The organism is Vibrio sp. HI00D65, assembly GCF_001635455.1.
In the GTDB taxonomy this organism is placed as follows: domain Bacteria; phylum Pseudomonadota; class Gammaproteobacteria; order Enterobacterales; family Vibrionaceae; genus Vibrio.
This window is the reverse complement of record NZ_LWEH01000159.1, coordinates 57,711-83,391: the sequence shown is the minus strand read 5'-3', so window position 1 is coordinate 83,391 and position 25,681 is coordinate 57,711. Positions and strand designations below refer to the sequence as shown.

Here is a 25,681-nt window from a genome sequence, read left to right as displayed (position 1 = left end):
TTTTATCACGCTCGCTTAGATTAAGCGTTTCAATGGTTTCAGGAGAACCTGTGTTCGTTACTCACTCGCGCGTTTAGCAAGCTCAGCATCGTTCTCTTCACGTAGTACGCGACGTAAGATCTTGCCTACGTTGGTCTTTGGAAGGTCTTCTCTAAACTCAACCAGCTTAGGCACTTTGTAACCCGTTAGGTGTTCACGACAGTGCGCAATAATGTCTTCTTTAGTCAGGCTAGGATCGCGCTTCACAACGTAGATCTTAACCAATTCACCAGATACTTCATGAGGTTGACCGATAGCCGCTACTTCAAGCACTTGGCCGTGTAGTGCCACTACGTCTTCAATCTCATTCGGGTAAACGTTAAAGCCAGACACAAGAATCATATCTTTCTTACGGTCAACAATGTGCAGCAAGCCTTCGTCATCAAACTTAACGATGTCACCCGTCGACAACCAACCGTCTTGGTCAATCACTTCTTTGGTCGCTTCTGGACGTTGCCAGTAACCTTGCATCACTTGAGGACCACGAACTTGCAGCTCACCCACTTGGTCATTAGCAACCACGTTACCTTCATCATCAATGATGCGAACATCGGTTGACGGTACGGGTAAACCAATAGCACCAGTGTAATCTTTTAGGTCATATGGGTTCCCCGTTACCAGCGGTGAACACTCGGTTAAACCGTAACCTTCTAACAGATGGATACCCGTTACTTTCTTCCATTGTTCAGCAACAGCGCGTTGAACCGCCATACCGCCACCAACAGATAGGCGTAGGTTACTGAAGTCTAATTCATGGAAATCTTCGTTGTTTACTAGCGCATTAAACAGTGTATTTACACCGGTAATTGCGGTAAACGGAACCTTTTGTAGCTCTTTGATGAAACCAGGAATATCACGAGGGTTAGTGATAAGAAGGTTACGACCACCCATTTCTACGAACAGCAAGCAGTTTACTGCCAGTGCAAATACGTGATACAGCGGCAATGCTGTTACCACTAACTCTCGACCTTCATGCAGAACCGGACCATACGCCCCTTTCGCTTGAAGTACGTTCGCGATCATATTGCGATGCGTTAGGATTGCACCCTTCGCAACACCCGTAGTACCACCAGTGTACTGAAGGAATGCAATATCATCCCCTGTCATAAATGGCTTTACGTACTGAAGGCGACGACCTTTATGCAGCGCTTTTCTGAACGAGATAGCACCCGGTAGATCATACTTAGGAACCATACCTTTCACGTATTTCACGACGAAATCGACAATGGTACCTTTTGCGCGTGGCAGCATTTGCCCTAGGCTGGTGAGTACAACGTGTTTAACTGGCGTGTTATCAACGACTTTCTCTAACGTGCTAGCAAAGTTTGAAACAATAACGATCGCCTTTGCACCAGAATCGTTCAGTTGATGCTCTAGCTCACGAGGTGTGTACAATGGGTTGACGTTCACCGCAATCATACCAGCGCGCAATACACCAAAGAGTGCAATTGGGTATTGCAACAAGTTTGGCATCATCAGTGCAACACGATCGCCCTTCTTGAGCTTCAAATCATTCTGCAGGTAAGCAGCAAAAGCACGGCTGCGCTCTTCAAGCTTACGGAATGTCATTACTGAGCCCATGTTCTCAAAAGCAGGTTGGTCTGCGTATTTATGTACAGACTGCTCGAACATTTCGATAAGAGATGGGTATTGATCCGGGTTGATCGTTTCTGGTACGTCACTTGGATAACGTGAAAGCCAAGGTTTATCCACTATGTTACTCCTCGTTTATCAGCTGACGACTGCTTCGCCACTTTTATCATTACGGTATTACAGCACAGCTTTAGTGCATGAGCACTAAAAGGCTCAAACACTTGTTTAAATTTTGTTAACTAAACCAAGAATTAGCTCTGAAACTAGCTCTGGGCTCTCTAAATGACAATGATGTCCGCCGGGAACAGTCTCGATTTTTAGAGGACTATGGGCTGATTTGTAGCGATTATGCTGCAAATGTCTAAATCCATCATTGCCCAATATTATGAGTTGAGGGCATTCAATAGCCGCCATAATCGCTTCAGCGTGCGCCTGTGACATTCGGTATAACGAGTCACATTTTAGATTAGGGTCGCATCGCCATTGCCAGGAGTCGTCTAACTCGGCAATCCCTCGCTCTACAATAGGAGCAATGAGTTCGGCATTGATTTGATTGGCGTGTGCTCTCAGCTTAATAGCACCCTCTAGGCTTGCTAAAGGACGTGAAGGTTTTCTCCGCTGTCGAAGGCGACTGAGTACCCCATCTCTTAGACGAGAGACCGTTTCTTGGGGAGCTTCAGAAAGAGGTCCGTGACCTTCAATTTGAATTAATCCTGATACTTTTTCAGGAAAGGCGGCACTATAGCAACTTGCTATCAATGCACCAAGTGAATGTCCTACTAGTACCAGTCTGTTTGACGATAATTTAGTCACAAGCTGATGTAAATCATCGATATAGTCATGAAATGGGTAGTAACTTCCCGACTTATGTGAAGAAAAGCCGTGACCAAAGAGATCAATCGCAATCAGATGACAATCGGGGAGACTGGTTTGTAGGTTGGCAATCACAGAAGAAAAACTCGCAGAGTTATCTAACCACCCATGAATAAAAACGACCGTCGTGACGGTCGTTTCTGGGTTGCCTATCTGTTGTGTGGCAAGCGTCCCGCTCGCAAGGGAATATGATTTATCAATCATCAAGCTTTAGTCACCTCTAATCCTTGCTTGGTGTAGCAATCAACATCTAATAACTAGCGTTAATTACTCGACATCCTGTATAACTCTGCCTTGTCTTGGCATCGTTTGAAAACTGCGGCAATGTAAGCTTCTGCAAGAATAGTAGGTTGGTGCGAAGTCGTTAACAACGACACGCTCCGTAATATTCCATAGTCGTTGATTATCTACCTTCATCACTGGGAAGGTGTAAGGGTACTCGCCGATTTTGCCATCTTCACTATCGTCTGATTGACCAACTAGCGTAATCAAACGACCTTCAGCAAAGCTTAACGGCTCAACGTATCCTTCAATATAACCAACAAAGCGCCCACTCGGCTCTGCATCAAGATCTGGCTTACCATTGCTTGAAATTGGCATGTTTGCAACTTCAATTCGAGTTCTGTCTTTTAGGTTGGTCACTTTAGAAATCACGCCACCTAACCGAACACTTTTAGCGTCTGGTAATTGGTCAACCCATTGTTGGTAGTCGCTAATGACAGGCTCTGATTTTGCCTCGAGTTCGCTAGGTAGTGATGAACACCCTGCTAGCACCAAGATACCAAGAGAAAAGGCAATTAAGCGTATTTTAGATAAGTAATTAGACATGGCTCTGGTCCTTAAACAAGCATTAATAAGTCGCTTCAGATGTAAATATCGACACCGGTAAGCTTTGCAAGTTCTTCTTTTTTCGCCTGGTTCATTACATCCATGTATTCTTCCATAGCCTTACGTCCTCGGCCTTCTGGAAGATCATACTGGATTTGAGCCTTGTGTAGCTCAGACTCTTTGACTTGACGAATAGAATGAGAGACAGCATTGGCTACTTTGGTTGGTTGTCCAACCGCAGTGCTAGCATCAGATTTTTTTGCCTGCTCCTTCTTTTTAACTCGATTCGGCTTAGACGTATTGCCTATCGATGAAGGAGGTAAGTTATTAATTGATACCATGACTAAATATCCGCCCTCTCAAATCTAAATAATACGCATTTAGATCTAATTTGCATCAGAACCTTGTAAAAAATTACTCGCGACCTGGTAGCTTCTTCCATGTAACTTTATCACGCAGATACACTGGCTCAGATTCTTCAGCTGGTACGGCTTTGCCTTCTGCGTAAGCAAATTGAGCTAGGAACGCCATATCTTGAGCTTCTGGAAATAGCACTTCACACGCTTTGGTGTTGATCTCTAGTGTATCCATATACTCGGCGTAAGCTTCCCAACCGGTACCCACTTTTGCCCATGTTTCAGAGTCTGCTTCAAGCTGCGCAGCCAATTCACTTGGCGGTGTTACACATTCAGCATCAACCGCAGTCCAACGACCGTCTTGTTTACGGCTGTAACGAGCCCAGTACACTTCACTCATACGCGCATCAATCGCTGTCGCAACATGAGTTTCACCAAATTTACGGTAGCTGCCTTGCGCCATTGCAGCCAGTGTAGAGACACCGATCATTGGTAAATCCGCACCAAAAGCCAAGCCTTGAGCAATACCAATACCAATACGTACACCCGTGAAACTGCCTGGACCTTGACCAAACGCGATAGCATCAATATCGGTTAAAGCGACATTCGCTTCTTTCAGTACTTCATCAACCATAGGTAGAATTTTTTTCGTATGGTCTCGAGGCGCCTCTTCGCTACGAGCGAACACCTGGTCACCAATTACTAATGCAACTGAACAGTTTTCAGTTGCGGTATCTACTGCAAGAATTTTCGCGCTCATTTGTGTCTCAAATATTCGTTATCTAATCTAAAAATAATGGCTAAGCTCAACAATGCCAGTTACTCGGCAACGGTTGAATGGTCTTTAGCTAAGAATTCTTTAATGACCCCTAAGTCACGTGTACGAGGGATCGGCGGTAAACTCGCCAAAAAGATGCCACCGTAATCACGTGTCACCAATCGGTTATCGCAAATAATCAAAGCGCCATTATCACGCTTATCACGTATCAATCGGCCCACACCTTGCTTCAAGGTAATCACGGCATCTGGCAATTGTACCTGTGCAAAAGGGTCGCCCCCTTTTAACTTACAGTCCTCAATGCGAGCCTTAAGTAAAGGGTCATCTGGGGCTGTAAAGGGCAATTTATCGATGATAACACAGCTTAATGCATCGCCCCTAACATCTATCCCTTCCCAGAAAGCACCTGTCGCCACCAGCAAGGCATTACCCAACTCCATAAACTCAGCCAAGGTTTTTTGCTTGCTTGTCTCACCTTGCAACAGCACCGGAACGGTTAAGGTTTCACGGAATCGCTCCCCTAACTCTTTCATCATGCTGTGTGAAGTGCACAAGAAGAAACAACGACCTTGGTTTTGCTCAATCACAGGCGTCAGCATACGAACCAACTTATCAGCTAAGCCCGGGCTATTCGGTTCTGGAAGATAACGAGGCACACACAAACGCGCTTGATTCGGATAATCGAATGGGCTCGGCAGTGAAAACTGAGCCGAGGGCTTTAAGCCTAGTCGCGAAGTGAAGTGGTCGAAATCGTCCGATACCGCCAAAGTGGCTGAAGTAAACACCCAAGCGCCCGGCTTCAGCTCAATCTGCTCGTGAAATTTGTCAGCAACTGACAGCGGTGTAATGTGCAGAGCAAAATGTCGCGGTGTTGTGTCATACCAATAGGAGTAACCAGTAATCGACACATCACATACACGCTCAATGCGAGACTTAATCATGTTTGCACGCTCGAAAGCGGTATCCAATAGTTGGCTTCGTCCGAGTGCTAGTTTCAATACATCTACAGCCAGTTGTAATGCATCTTGCAGGCGAACTAACTCTCTAGCGATCGACTCTGATTTTAGCGCCTCGCGCCAGTTACCACGAAAGCCAGTATCACCCAGCACAATTCTTAAATCGGATGAGGACTGAACGAGCCTGTCACCAACTTTTTGCAGTTGGCGCATGTCTTTCGCTTCGGTGCGATAGCCAATCTCAATGTCTTTGGCGAGTTCGTGAATTTGTCGACTCGATACAGACTGGCCAAAATATTGGCTCGCAATGTCGGGAAGTTGATGCGCTTCATCGAAGATAAACACATCGGCCTCCGGGATAAGCTCACCGAATCCGGTCTCTTTAATCGCGAGATCGGCTAGGAAAAGGTGATGGTTCACTACAACGACATCGGAATCCATCGCTTTTTTACGCGCTTTCAGTACAAAGCAATCGGTATAACTTGGGCACTCTTTGCCCAAGCAATTGTCGTTGGTAGAGGTAATTGTTGGGATTACAGGGCTATCTTCCGCAATATCATCACAATCACCCAAATCACCGGTTTGCGTGGATGACGACCAGCTACGAACTTTGACTAACTGAGCAAGTAGCGTTGGATCCGTATGAGTGCCATGACTTTCGATCATTTGGCGGCTCAACCTATCCAAACACAAATAGTTTGAGCGCCCCTTAAGCAGCGCAACTTGGCCATGAAAACCAAGGGCATCAATCATTAAAGGTAGATCACGGTGGAACAGCTGTTCTTGAAGGTTTTTAGACCCCGTACTAATGATGGTTTTCTTACCACTAAGCAGTGCCGGCACAAGATAAGCAAATGTCTTACCGGTACCCGTCCCTGCTTCAACTACCAGTTGGCTCTGTTGCTGAATGGCCAGTGAAACTGCTTCAGCCATGTCTAACTGAGCTTGTCTTGGCTGAAAGCCCGGGATTGCTTTACCCAGCGCGCCATCAGCAGAAAACGTTTTAGATATCATAGAGTACGAAGTTTAGAAAAAGTGAAGGCGAATTATGGCAGGTTTAGTGAGCTGGCGCGAATCAAGAATGACTTCGCGCCGGAGGTGTCTGAGTTATTTCAAATTACCAAGAGAACAGAAATGAAAATCGAGATTACTGTTTTAGCTTAGAGGTTAATTACTTATTTTCGATTGAGATAACGAGATAGCCAAGGAGCGCTTTCAAATTCATTATCATTTGGCTGCATCGCTTGGCGAGGTTTTGCTTTCTAACATTTCATCGAGAACGTTTCCATCTAGCTCTGTGCTGCTAGCCAATGAACTCACGCGTTTGCAGTACAGTTTTTTTGCTAGTAACTCTTTATCCATAAGTATCACCTCTATTTTTGGCCAAGGCGAAAATGCCTCGGTTGAAGTTCAAATGCGTACTACGGTCAAAACTTTAAAAATGAAGCTTCTGCATGATTTGCTATCTGAAAACTGATATTTCGATATCAAACAATCTATCAAAGCGATAAATGAGCGGCAGAATTTGTTGAAACCAACTTGATAATAGATTAATTATAACGGTGATATTGCGGCTCAGTTCACCGTTCGACGGCCTGTATTTAATTTAAAGAATAAAAAATATTTCATGGAAGTAAGATGCAAATGGAAAGAAAAACATTACTAACACATTGTACTGATGCCCCAGGCCTCATCTCAAAGATCACCAACATTTGTTACAAGCACCAACTCAATATTGTTCACAATAACGAGTTCGTAGATAACACCAGCGGTCACTTCTTTATGCGCACTGAGCTTGAAGGATATTTCAATGATGAAACCTTTCTAGCAGACCTAGACCAAGCCCTGCCAGAAAACGCGAAACGTAAGCTCGTTGGCTCTTCTCGCAAACGTGTGGTTATTCTCGTGACGAAAGAAGCACACTGCCTTGGCGACATTCTAATGAAGAACTTCGATGGTAGCTTAGACGTTGAAATCGCAGCGGTTGTCGGCAACTACGATATTCTACAAAGCCTAACCGAGCGCTTTGATATTCCTTACCACCATGTTTCACACGAAGGCCTGAACCGTGAAGAACATGAGCAAAAAATGCTGGAAGTGATTGACCAATACGAGGCTGATTACCTTGTTTTGGCTAAGTACATGCGAGTGCTTACTCCGGGATTTGTTGAAAAGTACAACCACAAGATCATCAATATTCACCACAGCTTCTTGCCAGCATTCATCGGTGCGAAACCCTACCAACAAGCGTATGAGCGCGGTGTAAAGATCATTGGTGCGACGGCACACTTCGTGACTAACGATTTGGATGAAGGCCCAATCATTAAGCAAGACGTTATCCCTGTCGATCACAACTTCAGTGCGAAAGACATGGCGCAAGCAGGTCGCGACGTAGAGAAGAATGTTCTAAGTAAGGCGATAAACAAGGTGATCAATGATCACGTGTTTGTTTACGGCAACAAGACTGTGATTCTGTAGGTTCGACACCTATTAGAACCCAATAAAAAACGCGTAATAGGATCGCCCCCATTACGCGTTTTTTGTATCTGGTTATCGAGTCCGTTGTTAGAGATTCCCGACTACGCTCCTTCGTCGCTATCGAGAATGACGGTGTTCTCTTGCTAGTAAAAACGATGACTCAGAAGAGATACAGTCAAACCGAATGATAGTAAGGCACAACCACTGCACACATCCGCGCTCTATCTGAAAATTTTAATATCAAATCAAGCGTTCACTAAAGTTGGTAGACCAACACATTCACTAACCGGCAACCTCGTCATTCCGACGAGCCTAGGCGAGATCAGGGCTCTCTCTTGTTAACTCAGACTAAGCCTGTTCTGACTCAACAATCTTCTTCAACGAATGTGGGTGCAGCTTGATACAAATCCCTTGATGCTTAAATGCAACCGTTGGATTGTTCAAACGCTCACCCTCACCTTTCGGGCTAGACAGCTTGATCTTAACACCTTGCTCAGCCAGCGTTTCAAAGTTAGCAGCGAATTGCGGGTAAGTATCTTTCAGATCCGCTAAGTACTCATCAGCCGTTTGAGCGTGAGACGGAATTACGAACTCAACGTGTTCCCAATCTTGGCTCGGATAAATCTTGCCCTCTGCAGGGTATGGCAACTCCAAACACTCAATGCTCCAACCACGGCTTTGCAAAGGCTCATCAAAAGCGATCACAACAATTGGACGACCATTGATCATCGCTTGTGAAATGGTAGAGCCGTATTCAGACCATGCTTGATGTGCAGCTTTCGCTAATTCCGTTTCATTGATTCTTAGCGCAATATGATCCGCTTGAGCAAAACTCAGATCCAAACCCAGTAAGTTACCTAGGTTTTCAATCTTCGCCATAAACGTATCAAGGCGGGCAATCATTTGTTGTGGCTCTAATTCGGCTTGCTTGAGGCTCATCGTCATTATCTGTGTTCTCCAAATATTGGCAGCATGGTATCAGTTTTACCTTGTTCAACAAGCGCTGCGTATACAAAAAGACAGCCGATAAGCACGTTGGCTCACATTCCTAAATACACAAACGCTGCATAGCGAAAATTGATTGCCAAAAACCCCTCAGGAAATGTTAATTTTCTATCAATTCGACCTATAAGAAACCGCACAAAATTGGTATGATTACCGCCATTTTTGTGAACTTAAACAGTGTCTGTTGTTCATTTCGGCATTAAATCGTTAACTAGACGCATAATTAACCAAGTTTGATGACCTCGAAATAACAGCCACTCTTATCATCCTTGAATTGAAGGAAACGCGTGTGAATATCCAAGCACTTATTAATGACAAAGTATCTCAGGCTCTAGAAGCCGCTGGCGCACCTGCAGGCTCTCCTGCTGCTGTTCGCCAATCTGCAAAACCACAATTTGGTGACTACCAAGCAAACGGCGTAATGGGCGTTGCTAAGCGACTAGGCACTAACCCGCGAGAATTTGCTCAGAAAGTATTGGACGTTCTAAACCTAGACGGTATCGCTTCTAAAGTTGAGATCGCAGGTCCAGGTTTCCTTAACATCTTCCTAGATGAAGCTTTCCTAGCAAAACAAGCTGACGCAGCGCTTGCTGACTCTCGCCTTGGTGTTGCAGCAGCTGAAGCACAAACAATTGTTGCTGACTACTCAGCGCCAAACGTTGCAAAAGAAATGCACGTTGGTCACCTGCGTTCAACAATCATCGGTGATGCCGTTGTTCGTACACTTGAATTCCTAGGCCACAAAGTTATCCGTGCTAACCACATCGGTGACTGGGGTACTCAATTCGGTATGCTTATCGCAAACCTTGAGCGCGTTCAGGCTGAGTCAGGTGAAGTTTCAATGGAACTTGCTGACCTTGAAGGCTTCTACCGTGAGTCTAAAAAGCTTTACGACGAAGACGAAGAGTTCGCAGTTAAAGCACGTGGCTACGTAGTGAAACTACAAAGCGGCGACGAGTTCTGTGCAGAGATGTGGAAGAAGCTTGTTGACGTAACAATGATTCAAAACCAACGCAACTACGATCGTCTAAACGTATCACTAACGCGTGATGACGTAATGGGCGAAAGCATGTACAACCACATGCTTCCGGGCATCGTTGCTGATCTTAAAGAGCAAGGTCTTGCTAAAGAAGATGACGGCGCACAAGTTGTATTCCTAGACGAATACAAAAACAAAGATGGCGACCCAATGGGCGTTATCATCCAGAAGCGCGATGGCGGCTTCCTATACACAACAACTGATATCGCTTGTGCAAAATACCGTTTTGAAGAGCTAGGCGCAGACCGCGTTCTTTACTTCATCGACTCTCGTCAGCACCAACACCTAATGCAAGCTTGGACTATCGTGCGTAAAGCAGGTTACATCCCAGAGTCTGTTTCTCTTGAGCACCACGCGTTCGGCATGATGCTAGGTAAAGACGGTAAGCCATTCAAGACTCGTGCAGGCGGTACGGTTCGTCTAGCTGACCTTCTTGATGAAGCTGAAGTTCGTGCAGCACAACTGATCGAATCTAAGAACCCAGAACTAGCAGAAGACGAGAAGAAGGCGATCGCTAACACAGTCGCAATGGCAGCGGTTAAGTACGCAGACCTTTCTAAGCACCGCACTACTGACTACGTGTTCGATTGGGACAACATGCTTGCGTTCGAAGGTAACACAGCACCTTACATGCAATATGCATACACTCGTGTAGCTTCTGTATTTGCTAAAGCCGGCGTTTCTATGGACTCTCTTGAAGGTGAAATCAAAATCACTGAAGATAAAGAGAAAGCGCTTATCGCTAAACTTCTACAGTTTGAAGAAGCGGTTCAATCTGTTGCTCGTGAAGGTCAACCACACATCATGTGTAGCTACCTGTTCGAACTAGCAGGTCAGTTCTCTAGCTTCTACGAAGCATGCCCTATCCTAGTAGCAGAAGACGAAGCGGTTAAGCAGAGCCGCCTGAAGCTTGCTGCCCTAACAGCGAAGACAATCAAACAAGGTCTGTCGCTTCTTGGCATCGAGACTCTAGAACGCATGTAAGCGATTCGAGATAATTAGAAAGGTTGACGCGAAAGTGTCAACCTTTTTTAATATAGAGGTTATATCTACTAAGCTATCGGGCTACCCGCAGACTTCCGTCGCAGAGAGCTCCTACTACGCTCCTTCGTCGCTCTAGGAGATGACGGCAGTAGATGCCGTGAATCCGAGACAGGATCAATGGCGCGTTATCACTATCCTTCCCCCGCCATCCCCTTCATTGATGAGAGAGCGTGATAGGGAACCTTCTAAAGCACGTAACAGCAGTAAACCAATTCGCTACTCCTATCCTTCACTCTATTCCCCACAGTGAAGTACGGGCGTGTTGGAGAATCTCCTAAAGCATACAACCACTGAAAACCTATCAGTTACCCTTTTAATCCACCGTTATTCCCTACAGTGAGGTACGAACGTGATAGGGAATCTGCTTATTGAGGTCGTAAGCGCTAGCCACATTCTCTTTCCAACCTTATACTCAAGTAAAACAATTAATTGGAAAGATCATGAGCTTCGAACTTCACCCTCAATTGGCAAAAGACACCACCGTTATTGGCGAATTCCCACTTAGCCTTGCACTACTGCACAAGGACAACGCTATGCCTTGGGTTATTCTGGTCCCAAAACGTGCCAACCTAAAAGAGCTGCATCATTTACCAATGCAAGAGCAACAGCAGTTCCTACATGAATCTCAAGCAGTAAGCCAGGCACTAGAAGCTACGTTCCAACCGGATAAGCTCAACCTAGGCGCGCTAGGTAACATGGTGCCACAACTGCACATCCACCATATCGCACGTTTCAAAGATGATGTGGCATGGCCTGGCCCTGTATGGGGCAACACCACAGGTGAACAGCGCAGTGAAGAAGAGCAAGCAGTTATCCTAACTCGCATTCAAAATGTACTGTCACTAAGCTCTATCTTTAAGAAAGCTTAACCTTCTGACACAGGTGATGCCTCTTAGCTAGGCATTACCATTATTACCAATTTGTAATAATGATTCAAAAAAACACCCCATTATCACAACAAAGACTCCCACGTATACTCTCTTGCACACAACATAGAGAGAGAATCATGAAACAAACCTTCAACTTATTTCGTCATATCAGCTGGATCGCCATCATCTGTTCTATGCTTGCTTCCCTACTCTTATTCTTTATGGGAGCAACCAAGACTTACTCTGCTTTTGCGATCTTCATGCTCAATCAGGTGCCACCAGAATCGCTCGCGCATTTAGACACAACAGATATCGCGATCTCATACTTGATTAAGTCTCTGGATACGTTCTTGATTGCTTTTGTGCTCTTCATCTTTTCTCATGGTGTATTCACTTTGTTCATCTCAGATAAAAGTAATGCCGCGAAAAGTGACCAACAAACCAATAAAAGCAAAGTACTTAGTTGGATAAAAACACCCAACATTGGTCACCTGAAAAACATCTTGGCTGAAGTGATTATCATCATTATCTTCGTGAAATTTTTGGAGCTTGTGCTCGTCAATTTCGACAGTATTGGATGGGATATTTTGGTTCTTCCAGTATCCATACTGTTGCTGAGTATCGGCCTTAAAGTTCTTGGGTTAGGTGAAACCAAAGAGTCTTAAGTCGAGAAACAAAAACAAAAAAACCGCAGCTCGTAGGCTGCGGTTTTTTATTAGATATTGACCAAACTACATCATCACATTCAGCGACAGACCATCTTGCTTGCTTATGGTGTAGCGAACACGCGTTGTATGACCATGTTTGTTGGTGTCGACCAAGCGAGATACTTTGCCTTTCTTGACCCACACGCTCAACATCGCATCCACGCCGTCCTCACTCATACCAAATTTCGCTGCAATCTCTTTACGAGCTGCGACACCTTGGCTGTCAATATACTGATGAAGTTCAGTTAAAATCATACGACTTGCACCTCTAATGCTTTTTGCTTGCTGCCAACTTTCTTAAATACACGGTAGGTAATCACAAAGCCACCAGCAATCGCGACCATCCACACAGCACTAGTCACAGGGTGTGCTGCAAAGTTTGCCGCTTGGTAGTAGAAAGTTGCACCAAAGTAGCCAAGCGCCATTGTCCAAACTGCAATAAAGCGTGCAAACATTTGACCAAATTCACGAACGTAGGCACCCATTGCAGCCACACAAGGTGTGTAAAGCAAGATAAGGATTAAGTAAGCAAACGCAGCGTGACCAGAAACAAATTTGTCTTTCAGGTTACCAAAGATAGACGAGTCAACCTCTTGTTCTTCGGCAGCGGCACCGGAATCACTTAAGTCACCAACCTCAATACCTAGGGGATCTGAGTAGCTCAAATCGGCTAAATTCTCAGGGATCGTCATCACCGCTTCTTCTAAGCTCGTCGCTAGGTCAAACTCCGCAGCTTCTTCATCAGAAGGCGTTGTGTAAAGACTGTTCAGCGTACCTACTACCGCCTCTTTTGCGAAGATACCAGTAATGATACCTACCGTTGCTGGCCAGTTTTCCTCTGTAATCCCAATTGGTTTGAATACAGGAGTCACAACTTGCGCTGCCTTTGAAAGTACGGAGTTTTCGCTGTCTTCGTTACCGAAACTGCCGTCCATACCCAGAGAGTTAAAGAAACTTAAGATGGCAACCACAACCACAATCGTTTTACCTGCACCAAGCACGAAGCGCTTAAGTTTCTGCCACGTTTTCAGCATCACGTTTTGTAAAGTTGGCAGCTCGTAGTCTGGTATTTCCATTACTAAGCTGTCGCTGCTACCTGGGTAGATAGTGTTTTTAAGGAACAAACCGGTAAATACAGAAGCAAGAATACCCATTATATACAGAGCAAATACCACGTTTTGCCCAGCACCAGGAAAGAACGCCGCAGCAAACAGTGCGTATACTGGTAGACGGGCACCACATGACATAAATGGTGCCATAGAGGCAGCTAGCCTACGCTCACGCTCTTGGTCAAGTGTACGAGTTGCCATAATTGCTGGCACGTTACAGCCAAAGCCAAGAACTAACGGTACAAACGCCTTACCCGGAAGACCAATCTTCTGCATCACTTTATCAAGTACAAACGCAGCACGCGCCATGTAGCCAGAACTTTCCAGTACTGCTAAGAACAAGTAAAGCGCCGCGATAACCGGAATAAAGGTCGCTACAGTTTGAATACCACCACCGATACCATCTGCAAGAATAGTGACCAACCAAACCGGTAAGTGTTCGTCTAATAAATGATGTCCACCATCAACCAATATTGCACCGACACCAATATCAAAAAAGTCGATGAACGCACTACCTATATTGATAGAAAACATGAACATCAGATACATGATGACAAAGAAAAAAGGAATACCAACCCATTTGTTCAGAATGAATTGGTCGGCTTTCTCTGTGAAGTTACGGCTTAGTTTGCCTTCACTGCGGCGAACACGCTTACACAGGTCATGTAGGAAGGTGAACTTCGCATCTGCTACCGCTAGGTCGATATCAAACTCAGCGCCAAGACGCACATTGTCAATTTGAGTACGTGTTTGCGGAGCTAATCCGTTTAGTACCAGGTAATCATTTTCTAGAGCTCGAATCGCAAGCGCGCGGCGAGAAACATCAGCATCATCAAAGTGTGATTCAACAGAAGGAATAAGTGCTTCTAATGCTTCGTCATAGTTAATAGAGATAGGATCAAGGCTAACACCTTGCACAAGAAGCTTATGCAGGCGTTCTTTGAAACGAGCCACTTGGCCTTTATCGTTCGCAGACAAGCTAAGAACCGGGCAACCTAGCTCTTTCTCTAGCGCTTTCAGATTAATCACCTGACGCTCACGCTTTAATACATCCATTTTGTTCAATACAACGATCATCGGGCGACCCAACTCTCGCAATTGCAATGTCATGTATAAGCTTCGTTCTAAGCAGCTTGCATCAACAACATTAATGATCACGTCAACAGGGTGAGTCAGAACAGCTCGCGACGCGATAGACTCATCAATACTATTCGCATCATTACCACTATCTAGTGCGTAAATACCAGGCAAGTCAGTTAGCTGAAATTGGTCACCCGCATGTGAATAGACACCCGTTTTCTTCTCAACGGTTACGCCTACCCAGTTACCAACATGCTGCTTCGCACCGGTTAGTGCATTGAATAACGTTGTTTTACCACTATTCGGGTTACCAACGGTAAGAACTTGATAATCCATTTAGATAACCTCGATTTGTTCTGCGATGCTTTCACGAATGGCGATAGAGACCCCTCTCACCTCTACTTGAAGCGGATCCCCCATCGGCGCGCGACGGATTAGTGTAACTTCAGTGTTTGGCAACATACCCATGACCATTAGCTTTTTTCTAACTTCTGGTGTTAAGCCGGTTAAGGCAACTATAGAAGCCGCTTTTCCTTGATCTAGTTGTGAGAGTTTCATAAATACCCAATTCGTGATTGATAATGAGAAAGATTGTTATTAGCGGCATGATACACATAGATGACCACAGCTCTATTGCGTGAAATCAATGTTTTCGAAAATATACCCTCGTAAGTTTCGTTAAAAATATTTACGTCAAAACCGTCACTTTCAACAACTAGTGAGAACTACTTAACTAGTACACCACAATTAAAAACGCATCAAGTCATTAAATATCAATAACTTATTAAAATGTCGCTTTTCTCATAGCCTTCTGTCGTTAATTTTATAAGTAAAATAAGTCACTAATCGTATAGTTACTCCATCGAAGAGAAACTCCTTCTCTTTAATATAATTCCAGAGGTGATGTGGCTTACCATATCACTCAGGCAGCAAGCGAAGGTGTCATTGGCACCCGTGGTATAGTCCCCCCGGCTATACCACGATATTTTTTTTCTTATCTCCCCGAACAAAACCATACTCAAACAACTCAATCGCAAATACCCCAATTATCTCGTATCTCGTATCTCGTATCTCGTATCTCGTATCTCGTATCTCGTATCTCGTATCTCGTATCTCGTATCTCGTAAAAGAATAAAAAAGCCCCAACACGAATGTCGAGGCTTCAATAAAACTATCTGTCGTTAGCGTAAGACTGGCTGGTGCAAATTGTTCGCTCTAGTCTTCACTGTTTTCAGCAAACTTAGATGGAGACATCCCAAAGTGATGTTTGAACCTTTGGCTGAAATAAGACGGATCATTAAAGCCAGAGTCAAAAGCAACGTCTGATATCTTCTCTCCGGCAAGTAACCGCTCACACGCATGCTCCAAGCGAACTTCATTCAGGTGCTCTTTAAAGGTCTTGTCATAAGCCATCTTAAATCGCCTTTGTAAGCTTCTCTCTGACATGAATAGATACTTAGCAGCAGTCGCAGTACCAAATTCAGCATCAGCGTAGTACTCACTAACAAGCTGAGTCACTCTATTTTTCCACTCTTGCTCTACACTGAGCTTTAACTGTTCAGGTGAGGCATTAGCGAGCTTGATAGTCTCAATCTGCTCTATTATATTGGTTTCGAGATTATCTAATACCTGATAGTCAATTGGCCAAGTAAGCTGTACCTTATTCTGGGATTCCGACACAAAAACATTGAGCTCTCCACCACTCTGATTCACCAGCAATGGTAACTTTTCTATATTTAAGTCGGTCGACTTTCCACTATTATCACTAATGCTAGAGGTTAGTTTAGGGAAAGGCATACCATGGTCTAAAATCGTCACGACTAGGTGCTCTTTTAGCTCTTCAACCGTAACCATCATGCTCTGCGACTTAAAGTTACGCTTGATAATGCTCACGATCAGGCTATTGAAGATAATATCGAGATTAAAATACAGTAAAGATACATGTCTGTGTTTCGTCTCTACTTTTATCTCTAGCTCAATACCCGCTTTAGCTAATTCTTCTTGCCACGCCTTAATAACCGACTCCAAGATTAAGATCATATCGTAACCAACCGCGCCACCATCCTGCCGGCTATTACTCAATTGTGCCAAACCATTCTTTAACGCAAGAATCGGTGATTTACATTGTTCATCATTCCAATTAGGGAGCATAGCTGCAACTTGGTTGACCTCTGAGGACAGTTCATCGGCGGTATGAGACACGAGCGCATTCTTAACCGATAACTGCTTCTTAAGCTGCTGATTAGTCGTCAGCAATATCCGGCTTTGGTGTCGCAACTGATCGGTTTTTAAAGCAACTTGCGCCTTTAGTTGTCGGTTGGCAAAGGTGACATAACGCGAACGCCAAAAAACTAAGATAGTGACGACACAAATAAGTAAGATCAGAGAACTTGCTGCAGCCCAGTTACTGAGGTACCAAGGTTCGGCTATTGAGAAACTTTGATTGGTGGACACAAAACGGTAGTGAGAGTCCTCAACAGGCTTAACCTCAAGTGTGTAATCGCCGGGCAGCAAGTGATCGAGGGTTAACAAGCCCCCTTCAAACTCACTCCAAGATTCATCACCATTGAGCCTATACTCCATCGCAGGTACAAACGTAGCAGGTAAAATACCGAGCTTGAACCCAATCGAGGATCCATAAGGTATCTCGGCTAGATATGCAGCCTTGCCGCCAAGAGACACGGTCTTTTGATTGACACTTATTTTGCTCAGCAAGGCACGGCTATGAGGCGTAGTCGACACCAATAACTCATTCGCTAACGCGCTCACCACCCCATATTTAGAACCCAATACTAGCCTTGAAGATTGGTTCTGTTCACTGTAGAAGAGCTCACATGCACCAGCCACGAGTTCATTGGCGATCAAACCAAAAGGTGAACCGATATGTTTATGAAGCTGTCCGTCTAGCCCGTAATAGCTAAGCCCTTTTGAAGAGCCTAACCAAACGCCATTTTCATCGCTGATTAAACAGCTAGGACTAATGTTCTCTTCAACAAGGGGAATCTCTTCAATGACTGGACGATCGTAAGGGATCCGATAGACACCATAGCTGCTAGCAAACCACTGAGAACCATCGTTGGCTTTTTCTATATCAACGACCTTGCCAAATCGCTCACTGGAACGACTAAAGCTGATTCGCTTATTAACAAACGAATAAAAGCCATGGTCTGTACCTATATAAACACTGTTTTGCAGGCCAATATTGAGGTCGGTGATTTTTGCGGGCAGAAATTTGTCCACGAGCCAATCCATTCCATAGCTTGTCAGCGCCATAGTATCTATCGATAAGGAGTAGAGACTCTGCCCTGAAGACATCCAAAGTGTGTTATCACCTTGAAGCACTAAGTTCTCAATATGAACACCTTCAATAGCTCTTGGTAGACTCGGAGCTTCGCGCTCTAATGTCTCGGTGTTGAGGCTAACGATACCCTCTTCAGTCGCTAACCAAATAGATGAACCAAAAACCTGAAAATCCCGGACCGGTTTAGGGTATACACGATTAGGTCGCTCTTCAGTTTCAGAATCAACGAGATAAAGCCCCACCGAAGAAGCCACCCAAGATAATTGGTCGCTGATTGGCTCGACTTTATTGATCACCATGCTGCTAAAATGCATGCCCATTCCGGTGAGTGGCGTTCTCGAAAATGTCTTGCTGAACAAAGAGAAATATCGAATACCGTTGTTGGTCGCGACCCACATACCACCAGTATGGTCGTTAATTAATGAATAAATCTTCTCGCCCGGTAATGAAAAGTCTTGGTTAGAGGCCTGTTCAAAACGGATGGTTTCTCCAGTAATAAAGTTATAGCTAATCAGGCCATGCTCAGTGCCAATCCAATATTGATCTGTTGTTTCAGCAAGAGAAAGAACATGCGAACCACTGATTTTGGTCTCTTTCTCTGAATTTGCCAAATCGACAATCACCATACCATTTAATGTACCAATCAGTAATTCGCGTCTTGCCTTTGAAAAGTAGAGCGTCTCGATATAGTGTTTATCTGATGCGGCCACATGGGTAAATTCTTGATTTTCAGAAAGGTAGGCACCCGAGCTGGTTGCCAGTACCCATTTGGATAGCACCCACTCCGCATCATTGATCGTAATGTCGCTGCTGTTGTTGTATCGATATAGCTTGAGGAGCGAGTAAGTATTAAATTCCAATGACTGGGTGTTGTAGGTGTAGAAGTTGTTGCCGTCTGTCACCCAGATATAGTCAGCCGATGCACCAATATTCGTGATCTCTGCACCAGGGCTCAAACTAAAGGCTAACTCGTTACCTATCCCTGGAGTATGTCGATACACCTCATTATCGAAGAACGTCCAAAACTCATCGTTAAGAAAAGCAACGCGTTCCGATGAGAACTGTAGCAGACTGCCTTTTCGTGGCATTAGCGATCGCCCATCATAGAGCAGGACTTTCCCATGCACATCATGGATCCAAAGCCCACCACCGGCGCCTAGATAGAGATTTTTAGCCGCGAGAAAATTCCCTTGCGCTTGAACAGGCAAAGGATAAAAAACAGACGGTGATGTATTTAACGCAAGAGCGCTAAATGAAATGCTCATTAACATGAACATCCGAAATACAATTCGATACAACTTCTAATCCTGAACAGCAACAGCGTATAAAGTCCGGTCGTCACAATGTCTTGTCATTGCTAAACCAGAAACTGAGTTTTTTTGTGCTTATTATTATCTTTCCATTTTAGCGGAAATTAACCAAGGAGAAAGAAGGTTTGCTGTTTGTTGAGAGGTTTTATCTTAGCGGTCACGAAAATGCCGCAAAAAGCGGCATTATTCATAAAATATCTAGAGCAAAGTGAAGTAAAAGATACTTCCTATAAATTATTTTGCGTTTAGGCAACTTGTGTAACTATCGGTAAGTTGCTGAAGGAAATCGAAATAACTTCCGCTCTTCACTTCAACTGTAGAGCCAATTGGGTCCAATTGACCTTGTTTCGCATTACTTCCACGAGTTACTGATTCAATTACTGCAGGTGTAAATTGAGGCTCAGAAAACACACATTGAACGTTTTCACGTACTATCGTTTTCTTAATCGCAATCAAGCTTTTTGCACCCGGTTTACGCTCTGGACTTACAGTGAAATGACCTAAGTTATTCAAGCCAAATTCTTCCTCGTAATAACCATATGCCTCATGGAAAACGTAGTAACCTTTGTCTTTTACTGGCGCCAATTGCTCACGAATCGACTGTTTTTTCTCTTCCAATGCAATCAAGAATGAGTCTAGATTCTCTTGATACGCCATTGCGTTATCTGGGTCAGTTTCAATTAGCTTGTCTGAAATATATTTCGCAGCAACTGCAACCTGATCGATCCCCAACCAAAAATGTGGGTCGTGGCTGCCGTGGTGGTGACCCTCATGTGCATCGTGATCATGCTCATCGTGGCCGAACTCTCGTAAGTTGATACCAGGGATTTTTCCGATTTCGATAACGTTATCATTCGATTCAATCACCTTAGTCAGAAACGCTTCTAAATCAGGACCAAACCAGACAACCATGTCTGCACCGTGAACTTTTTTGACATCAGACGGTTTAAGCGCATAATCGTGCGGCGAAGCATTGCTGTTCATCAACACATCCGGTTCACTAACGCCGTGCGTTAATTCTGTCACAATCATTTGAATTGGTTTGAAGCTTGTTAGAATAGTATTGGCACTTGCAACACTTGGCGCTAAAAGCAAAGTAGCAAGTATATAAGATGAACGTGACATAATTCCTCGATAATAGAAAAGTAGCTTAGGCTTGAGGTAAATGTTACATTATAACAATAGTGAATTGCAAATGAGTTCTATTCATGGATAACTTAATCCAACTAGATTCTGTGAGCGTCGAGTTTGACGGTCGAAAAGTCTTAGACAATATCTCTCTAAATTTAGAGCGTGGCAGAATCACTACCCTAATTGGGCCAAACGGTGCAGGTAAATCAACCCTAGTAAAAGTACTACTTGGGCTCCAGCACAAATACTCCGGAAAGATTACCAAATCAAAAAAACTAAAAATTGGTTATGTTCCTCAAAAGCTAAAGCTGAATGATTCTCTACCTCTCAATGTAGAGCGTTTCCTTAAGCTCACCGGTAAATTCAGTAAACAAGAGATCTTAGAAGCGCTAAAACTCGTCGGTGCTGAACACCTGATGAAAAGCAACATGCATCAGCTATCAGGTGGTGAAAACCAACGCGTACTGATTGCTCGGTCTCTCTTGAGAAGACCCGACCTATTGGTTCTTGATGAACCTGCACAAGGCGTTGATGTACAAGGTCAAATTGATCTCTACGAACTGATTGACTCTATTCGTCATCGATTTGGTTGCGCTGTATTTATGGTGTCACATGACTTACATTTGGTGATGGCAAAAACAGATGACGTGATCTGTCTACACCACCATATCTGCTGTTCAGGTGCGCCTGCTGATATCAAACATCACCCTTCTTATATCGCCCTCTTCGGTACCGCGGTGCAAGAAAGCTTGGCATTCTACCATCACCAACATGACCACCATCACCATGATTTAGCAGGCCAACCTGTATCTGGAGATGTACACGACTGTTCTAGCCACAAACACGGACATCAACACTAATGCTTGAGTTTCTTTTACCTTCTATTCTCGCTGGCTTAGGCATTGCACTTATTGCTGGCCCATTGGGTTCGTTCGTAGTGTGGCGCAAAATGGCGTACTTTGGTGACACATTGGCTCACGCATCGTTAATGGGGTTAGCACTTGGTTTTCTGTTCAATATTAACTTGTACCTAGCACTGCTGATCTGCTGCTTGATGTTGGCAGTACTACTTGTGACTTTACAAAAGCAAAAGCTGGTCGCGACTGATACGTTGCTCGGCATATTAGCCCACAGTGCACTGTCACTCGGCTTAGTGGCAGTCAGCTTTCTCGATAATGTTCGTGTCGACCTGATGAGCTACCTATTCGGTGATTTGCTTGCCGTTTCTCCTACTGATTTAGTGTTCATCTATACGGGCGCTGGTGTTATTGGTTTGGTTTTGGCTACCTTCTGGCGACCGCTGTTATCGACAACGGTGAACGAAGATCTTGCAGCGGTTGATGGTATCAACATTGATTTAATGCGTCTGATTCTAATGTTACTGGTCGGCATCGTGATTGCCGTTGGTATGAAGTTTGTTGGTGCGTTAATCATGACATCATTACTGATTATCCCTGCAGCAACAGCAAGAAAGTTCTCAAGTACACCTGAGCAGATGGCGTTGTTCGCTTCAATTATTGGCTCTATCGCAGTATGTGGTGGGTTGAGCCTGTCTTGGTTCTACGACACGCCTGCAGGTCCATCTGTTGTGATTAGTGCTGCAGCTATGTTTATGTTGTCTCAGATGGTTAAGAGTCGAGCTTAACGTTACGCTCTTGCATCTTAAAAACCATACAAACAAAAAAGGCTTGGTCATTGACCAAGCCTTTCTATTATTCATCGCTTAAGCGCAGATTACCAACCAGTAATCTCACGTAGACCTTTACCGATGTCAGCAAGAGACTTAACTGTCTTAACGCCTGCTGCTTCTAGTGCTGCGAATTTGTCTTCAGCAGTACCTTTACCGCCAGAGATGATTGCGCCAGCGTGGCCCATACGTTTACCTGGAGGAGCAGTAACACCTGCGATGTAAGAAACAACTGGCTTAGTTACGTTCTCTTTGATGAACGCTGCCGCTTCTTCTTCCGCAGTACCACCGATCTCACCAATCATTACGATTGCTTCAGTCTCTGGGTCTTCTTGGAACAGTTTTAGGATATCAATGAAGTTTGAACCAGGGATTGGGTCACCACCGATACCAACACATGTAGACTGACCAAAGCCTTCGTCTGTTGTTTGCTTAACTGCTTCGTAAGTAAGAGTACCTGAACGAGATACGATACCTACTTTACCTTTCTTGTGGATGTGACCAGGCATGATACCAATCTTGCACTCGTCTGGAGTAATAAGACCTGGACAGTTAGGGCCGATCATGCGAACACCAGTTTCTTCTAGCTTCACTTTTACATCGATCATATCTGTTGTTGGGATACCTTCAGTGATCGTTACGATCAGTTCGATACCTGCGTCGATCGCTTCAAGGATTGCATCTTTACAGAAAGGTGCTGGTACGTAGATAACTGTTGCTGTTGCGCCAGTTACTTCTACTGCTTCACGTACTGTGTTGAATACTGGAAGACCAAGGTGAGTTTGACCACCTTTACCAGGAGATACACCACCAACCATTTTCGTACCGTATGCGATAGCTTGCTCTGAGTGGAATGTACCTTGACCGCCAGTGAAACCCTGACAGATTACTTTAGTGTCTTTGTTAATTAATACAGACATTATTTCGCCTCCGCAGCAGCAACAACTTTCTGAGCAGCATCTGTTAGAGATTCAGCTGCAATGATATCAACATCAGAATTAGCAAGTACTTCGCGACCTAGGTCTGCGTTTGTACCTTCTAAGCGAACAACAACAGGTACTGTTACGCCTACTTCTTTAACCGCACCGATAATACCTTCAGCGATCATGTCACAACGTACGATGCCTCCGAAGATGTTTACTAGTACTGCGCTAACATTGTCATCAGAAAGGATGATCTTGAATGCTTCAGCTACACGCTCTTTCGTTGCGCCGCCGCCTACATCAAGGAAGTTTGCTGGTTTGCCGCCGTGTAGGTTAACGATATCCATCGTACCCATTGCTAGGCCTGCGCCGTTAACCATACAGCCAACGTTACCATCTAGTGCTACGTAGTTTAGTTCCCACTGTGCTGCGTGTGCTTCGCGCTCATCTTCTTGAGATGGATCGTGCATTTCACGTAGCTTAGGCTGACGGTACATCGCGTTTGAGTCGATGTTGATCTTGCCATCTAGACAAAGAAGATTGCCTTCGCCAGTGATTACTAGTGGGTTGATTTCCAGTAGAGCTAGGTCGTACTGAGCGAACATTTCACCAAGACCCATGAAGATCTTAACGAACTGTTTGATTTGATCGCCAACTAGACCAAGTTTGAACGCCAGTTCACGGCCCTGGTAAGCTTGAGGACCTACTAGAGGATCGATCGCAGATTGGTGAATCAACTCTGGAGTTTCTTCAGCGATTTTCTCGATGTCCACACCGCCTTCAGTTGACGCCATGAATACAATTTTACGAGTTGCGCGGTCAACAACAGCGCCTAGGTAAAGTTCGTTAGCGATGTTAGACGCTTCTTCAACTAGGATCTTAGTTACAGGCTGACCATTTGCGTCTGTTTGATAAGTCACTAGGTTTTTACCTAGCCACTTTTGTGCAAACTCTTTAACGCCTTCTTTTGTGTCGTGTAGCTCTACGCCGCCCGCTTTACCACGGCCACCAGCGTGTACTTGACACTTAACAACTTTTTTCTCAGTTGAGATACGACCAGCGGCCTCAAAAGCTTCTTGTGCAGTATCACATGCGAAGCCTTCTGGTACAGGCAAACCGAATTCTGCAAACAGCTGTTTGGCTTGGTATTCATGCAAATTCATTTTGATATTCCGTTTATTTTCCCTTAAGGGATTATTATTTCCATAACGACACAGTTACCTGTGTTACGTCTGTAGGGTCTTCTCAAATCAACTGCAATCCATTTTGTAATGGCTTAACAGCTCAAGTGAAGGCCAGGTGTTGAGCAGCCTAGCCTTTGAAACTTTTTACGTCTAGCTAACTTCGCTAACTAGACGCTTTAGCGATACTAAACGTCTAATAGCAGTCGTGCAGGATCTTCTAGAAGCTCTTTGATGGTCACTAGGAAACCAACTGATTCACGGCCATCGATTAGACGGTGGTCGTAAGAAAGCGCTAGGTACATCATTGGTAGAATTTCTACTTTGCCGTCAACAGCCATTGGACGCTCTTGGATTTTGTGCATACCCAGGATTGCCGCTTGAGGCGGGTTGATGATTGGCGTAGACATTAGAGAGCCAAATACACCACCGTTTGTGATAGTGAAGTTACCACCCATTAGCTCATCAACAGTTAGCTTGCCGTCACGGCCTTTGATCGCTAGCTCTTTGATGCCTTTTTCGATGTCAGCGAAACCTAGTGTGTCACAGTCTTTTAGTACTGGAGTCACTAGACCTCGTGGTGTAGATACCGCCATGCTGATGTCGAAGTAGTTGTGGTAAACGATATCATCACCGTCGATAGATGCGTTTACTTCAGGGTAACGCTTAAGCGCTTCAGTTACCGCTTTCACGTAGAAAGACATGAAACCAAGACGCGTGTCGTGACGCTTCTCGAATTGGTCTTTGTACTGCTTACGAAGGTCCATGATTGGCTTCATGTTTACTTCGTTGAAAGTCGTTAGCATTGCTGTACTGTTCTTCGCTTCTAGAAGACGGTTTGCTACTGTCTTACGTAAGCGAGTCATAGGCACACGCTTCTGGCTACGAGCTGCCGCTGGCGCTTCAATCGCTGGTGCAGCTGCTGCTGGCGCCGCTTTCGCTGCCGCTAGGTGTGCGTCGATGTCTTCACGAGTAATACGACCACCAACACCAGTGCCTTTAACGTCAGCTGGTTGTAGGTTGTGTTCAGCTAGCAGGCGACGTACAGCAGGGCTTAGCGCGTCGTTGCTCTCTTCTGTTAGCGCCGCTTTGTGACGCTTATCAGGAGATGCTTCTGTTTCTTCTGTTGTGTCAGTCGTTGGCTCACCAGCAACTGCGCCAGGTTTCAACTTAGCAATAAGCTGCTTAGAAAGTACCGTAGCACCTTCGTCTTCAATAATCGCTTCCAGAACACCCGCTTCAGGAGCAGGTACTTCTAGAACTACTTTGTCTGTTTCGATATCTACAATGACTTCATCACGTGCAACCGCTTCGCCTGGTTTTTTGTGCCAAGTAGCAACTGTTGCATCGGCCACAGATTCAGGTAAATCTGGAACCAGAATTTCAATTGTCAT

The 25,681-nt window shown here is 44.7% G+C and carries 21 protein-coding genes and 1 pseudogene; 6 read left to right on the top strand and 16 right to left on the bottom strand.

What is annotated here, in order from left to right:
- Positions 1–57: 57 nt before the first annotated feature.
- The 7 genes and pseudogenes from fadD to A3712_RS13935 all read right to left on the bottom strand — a co-directional run bounded on the left by fadD (position 58) and on the right by A3712_RS13935 (position 6,785).
- On the bottom strand, positions 58–1,752 hold the full coding sequence (gene fadD / locus A3712_RS13965; protein WP_063523953.1) for a long-chain-fatty-acid--CoA ligase FadD: 1,695 nt from the start codon (positions 1,750–1,752) through the stop codon (positions 58–60).
- Between the two features lie 105 nt (positions 1,753–1,857).
- The gene (locus A3712_RS13960; RefSeq protein WP_063523952.1) at positions 1,858–2,709 is read right to left on the bottom strand and encodes an alpha/beta fold hydrolase; all 852 of its coding nucleotides are present in this window, start codon (positions 2,707–2,709) and stop codon (positions 1,858–1,860) included.
- 63 nt (positions 2,710–2,772) lie between these two features.
- Entirely contained in the window at positions 2,773–3,333 is a 561-nt protein-coding gene (locus tag A3712_RS13955; protein ID WP_063523951.1) for a Slp family lipoprotein, read from the bottom strand.
- Positions 3,334–3,368: 35 nt separating this feature from the next.
- Positions 3,369–3,674, bottom strand: a complete 306-nt coding sequence (locus A3712_RS13950; protein WP_063523950.1) for a hypothetical protein — start codon at positions 3,672–3,674, stop codon at positions 3,369–3,371.
- Between the two features lie 73 nt (positions 3,675–3,747).
- Entirely contained in the window at positions 3,748–4,449 is a 702-nt protein-coding gene (tsaB, locus tag A3712_RS13945; protein ID WP_063523949.1) for a tRNA (adenosine(37)-N6)-threonylcarbamoyltransferase complex dimerization subunit type 1 TsaB, read from the bottom strand.
- 59 nt (positions 4,450–4,508) lie between these two features.
- Complete coding sequence (locus tag A3712_RS13940) at positions 4,509–6,437, bottom strand: ATP-dependent DNA helicase (RefSeq protein ID WP_063523948.1); 1,929 nt, start codon at positions 6,435–6,437, stop codon at positions 4,509–4,511.
- A gap of 161 nt (positions 6,438–6,598) precedes the next feature.
- Positions 6,599–6,785 (bottom strand): annotated as a pseudogene (locus A3712_RS13935) (hypothetical protein).
- Between the two features lie 282 nt (positions 6,786–7,067).
- Here A3712_RS13935 and purU point away from each other — a divergent pair.
- Positions 7,068–7,901: a formyltetrahydrofolate deformylase gene (gene purU / locus A3712_RS13930; protein ID WP_063524013.1), complete on the top strand. Its 834-nt coding sequence runs from the start codon at positions 7,068–7,070 to the stop codon at positions 7,899–7,901.
- 348 nt (positions 7,902–8,249) lie between these two features.
- Here the strand turns inward: purU and A3712_RS13925 are convergent, their stop codons facing one another.
- Positions 8,250–8,846, bottom strand: coding sequence for a VOC family protein (locus tag A3712_RS13925; RefSeq protein ID WP_063523947.1), 597 nt, complete (start codon positions 8,844–8,846; stop codon positions 8,250–8,252).
- Positions 8,847–9,195: 349 nt separating this feature from the next.
- On the opposite strand from A3712_RS13925, the gene argS reads away from it, so the two are divergent.
- From argS to A3712_RS13910, 3 genes are all read left to right on the top strand, one after another.
- Positions 9,196–10,929 (top strand): arginine--tRNA ligase, encoded by a 1,734-nt coding sequence (argS, locus tag A3712_RS13920; protein WP_063523946.1) that lies wholly within the window; start codon positions 9,196–9,198, stop codon positions 10,927–10,929.
- Positions 10,930–11,429: 500 nt separating this feature from the next.
- A complete protein-coding gene (locus A3712_RS13915) occupies positions 11,430–11,858 on the top strand; it encodes an HIT family protein (RefSeq protein WP_063523945.1) in 429 nt (142 codons plus the stop codon).
- A gap of 137 nt (positions 11,859–11,995) precedes the next feature.
- Positions 11,996–12,523: a YqhA family protein gene (locus A3712_RS13910; RefSeq protein WP_063523944.1), complete on the top strand. Its 528-nt coding sequence runs from the start codon at positions 11,996–11,998 to the stop codon at positions 12,521–12,523.
- Positions 12,524–12,589: 66 nt separating this feature from the next.
- Here A3712_RS13910 and A3712_RS13905 read toward each other — a convergent pair whose 3' ends face one another.
- From A3712_RS13905 to znuA, 5 genes are all read right to left on the bottom strand, one after another.
- A complete protein-coding gene (locus A3712_RS13905; protein ID WP_004737929.1) occupies positions 12,590–12,820 on the bottom strand; it encodes a FeoC-like transcriptional regulator in 231 nt (76 codons plus the stop codon).
- Entirely contained in the window at positions 12,817–15,090 is a 2,274-nt protein-coding gene (gene feoB / locus A3712_RS13900) for a Fe(2+) transporter permease subunit FeoB (protein WP_063523943.1), read from the bottom strand. Before feoB ends, A3712_RS13905 begins: the two co-directional genes overlap by 4 nt.
- A complete protein-coding gene (locus A3712_RS13895; protein WP_063523942.1) occupies positions 15,091–15,312 on the bottom strand; it encodes a FeoA family protein in 222 nt (73 codons plus the stop codon).
- Between the two features lie 657 nt (positions 15,313–15,969).
- The gene (locus tag A3712_RS13890; protein ID WP_063523941.1) at positions 15,970–19,332 is read right to left on the bottom strand and encodes an AraC family transcriptional regulator; all 3,363 of its coding nucleotides are present in this window, start codon (positions 19,330–19,332) and stop codon (positions 15,970–15,972) included.
- A gap of 267 nt (positions 19,333–19,599) precedes the next feature.
- Positions 19,600–20,490 carry a zinc ABC transporter substrate-binding protein ZnuA gene (gene znuA / locus A3712_RS13885; RefSeq protein ID WP_063523940.1) on the bottom strand — a complete coding sequence of 297 codons (891 nt, stop codon included), beginning with the start codon at positions 20,488–20,490 and terminating at the stop codon, positions 19,600–19,602.
- A gap of 83 nt (positions 20,491–20,573) precedes the next feature.
- On the opposite strand from znuA, the gene znuC reads away from it, so the two are divergent.
- Complete coding sequence (gene znuC / locus A3712_RS13880) at positions 20,574–21,356, top strand: zinc ABC transporter ATP-binding protein ZnuC (protein ID WP_004737921.1); 783 nt, start codon at positions 20,574–20,576, stop codon at positions 21,354–21,356.
- Positions 21,356–22,141 (top strand): zinc ABC transporter permease subunit ZnuB, encoded by a 786-nt coding sequence (gene znuB, locus A3712_RS13875; protein ID WP_063523939.1) that lies wholly within the window; start codon positions 21,356–21,358, stop codon positions 22,139–22,141. Before znuC ends, znuB begins: the two co-directional genes overlap by 1 nt.
- A gap of 89 nt (positions 22,142–22,230) precedes the next feature.
- Here znuB and sucD read toward each other — a convergent pair whose 3' ends face one another.
- From sucD to odhB, 3 genes are all read right to left on the bottom strand, one after another.
- Positions 22,231–23,103 (bottom strand): succinate--CoA ligase subunit alpha, encoded by an 873-nt coding sequence (gene sucD, locus A3712_RS13870; RefSeq protein WP_063523938.1) that lies wholly within the window; start codon positions 23,101–23,103, stop codon positions 22,231–22,233.
- A complete protein-coding gene (gene sucC, locus A3712_RS13865; protein WP_004737918.1) occupies positions 23,103–24,269 on the bottom strand; it encodes an ADP-forming succinate--CoA ligase subunit beta in 1,167 nt (388 codons plus the stop codon). Before sucC ends, sucD begins: the two co-directional genes overlap by 1 nt.
- Before the next feature lie 206 nt (positions 24,270–24,475).
- Complete coding sequence (gene odhB / locus A3712_RS13860) at positions 24,476–25,681, bottom strand: 2-oxoglutarate dehydrogenase complex dihydrolipoyllysine-residue succinyltransferase (RefSeq protein ID WP_063523937.1); 1,206 nt, start codon at positions 25,679–25,681, stop codon at positions 24,476–24,478.

Bases quoted from the DNA above. Each gene is read 5' to 3' on its own strand.
- A3712_RS13960 (WP_063523952.1), bottom strand. From the start codon at position 2,709: ATGATTGATAAATCATATTCCCTTGCGAGCGGGACGCTTGCCACACAA.
- A3712_RS13955 (WP_063523951.1), bottom strand. From the start codon at position 3,333: ATGTCTAATTACTTATCTAAAATACGCTTAATTGCCTTTTCTCTTGGT.
- A3712_RS13950 (WP_063523950.1), bottom strand. From the start codon at position 3,674: ATGGTATCAATTAATAACTTACCTCCTTCATCGATAGGCAATACGTCT.
- tsaB (WP_063523949.1), bottom strand. From the start codon at position 4,449: ATGAGCGCGAAAATTCTTGCAGTAGATACCGCAACTGAAAACTGTTCA.
- A3712_RS13940 (WP_063523948.1), bottom strand. From the start codon at position 6,437: ATGATATCTAAAACGTTTTCTGCTGATGGCGCGCTGGGTAAAGCAATC.
- purU (WP_063524013.1), top strand. From the start codon at position 7,068: ATGGAAAGAAAAACATTACTAACACATTGTACTGATGCCCCAGGCCTC.
- A3712_RS13925 (WP_063523947.1), bottom strand. From the start codon at position 8,846: ATGACGATGAGCCTCAAGCAAGCCGAATTAGAGCCACAACAAATGATT.
- A3712_RS13915 (WP_063523945.1), top strand. From the start codon at position 11,430: ATGAGCTTCGAACTTCACCCTCAATTGGCAAAAGACACCACCGTTATT.
- A3712_RS13910 (WP_063523944.1), top strand. From the start codon at position 11,996: ATGAAACAAACCTTCAACTTATTTCGTCATATCAGCTGGATCGCCATC.
- A3712_RS13905 (WP_004737929.1), bottom strand. From the start codon at position 12,820: ATGATTTTAACTGAACTTCATCAGTATATTGACAGCCAAGGTGTCGCA.
- feoB (WP_063523943.1), bottom strand. From the start codon at position 15,090: ATGGATTATCAAGTTCTTACCGTTGGTAACCCGAATAGTGGTAAAACA.
- A3712_RS13895 (WP_063523942.1), bottom strand. From the start codon at position 15,312: ATGAAACTCTCACAACTAGATCAAGGAAAAGCGGCTTCTATAGTTGCC.
- A3712_RS13890 (WP_063523941.1), bottom strand. From the start codon at position 19,332: ATGTTCATGTTAATGAGCATTTCATTTAGCGCTCTTGCGTTAAATACA.
- znuA (WP_063523940.1), bottom strand. From the start codon at position 20,490: ATGTCACGTTCATCTTATATACTTGCTACTTTGCTTTTAGCGCCAAGT.
- znuC (WP_004737921.1), top strand. From the start codon at position 20,574: ATGGATAACTTAATCCAACTAGATTCTGTGAGCGTCGAGTTTGACGGT.
- znuB (WP_063523939.1), top strand. From the start codon at position 21,356: ATGCTTGAGTTTCTTTTACCTTCTATTCTCGCTGGCTTAGGCATTGCA.
- sucD (WP_063523938.1), bottom strand. From the start codon at position 23,103: ATGTCTGTATTAATTAACAAAGACACTAAAGTAATCTGTCAGGGTTTC.
- sucC (WP_004737918.1), bottom strand. From the start codon at position 24,269: ATGAATTTGCATGAATACCAAGCCAAACAGCTGTTTGCAGAATTCGGT.
- odhB (WP_063523937.1), bottom strand. From the start codon at position 25,681: ATGACAATTGAAATTCTGGTTCCAGATTTACCTGAATCTGTGGCCGAT.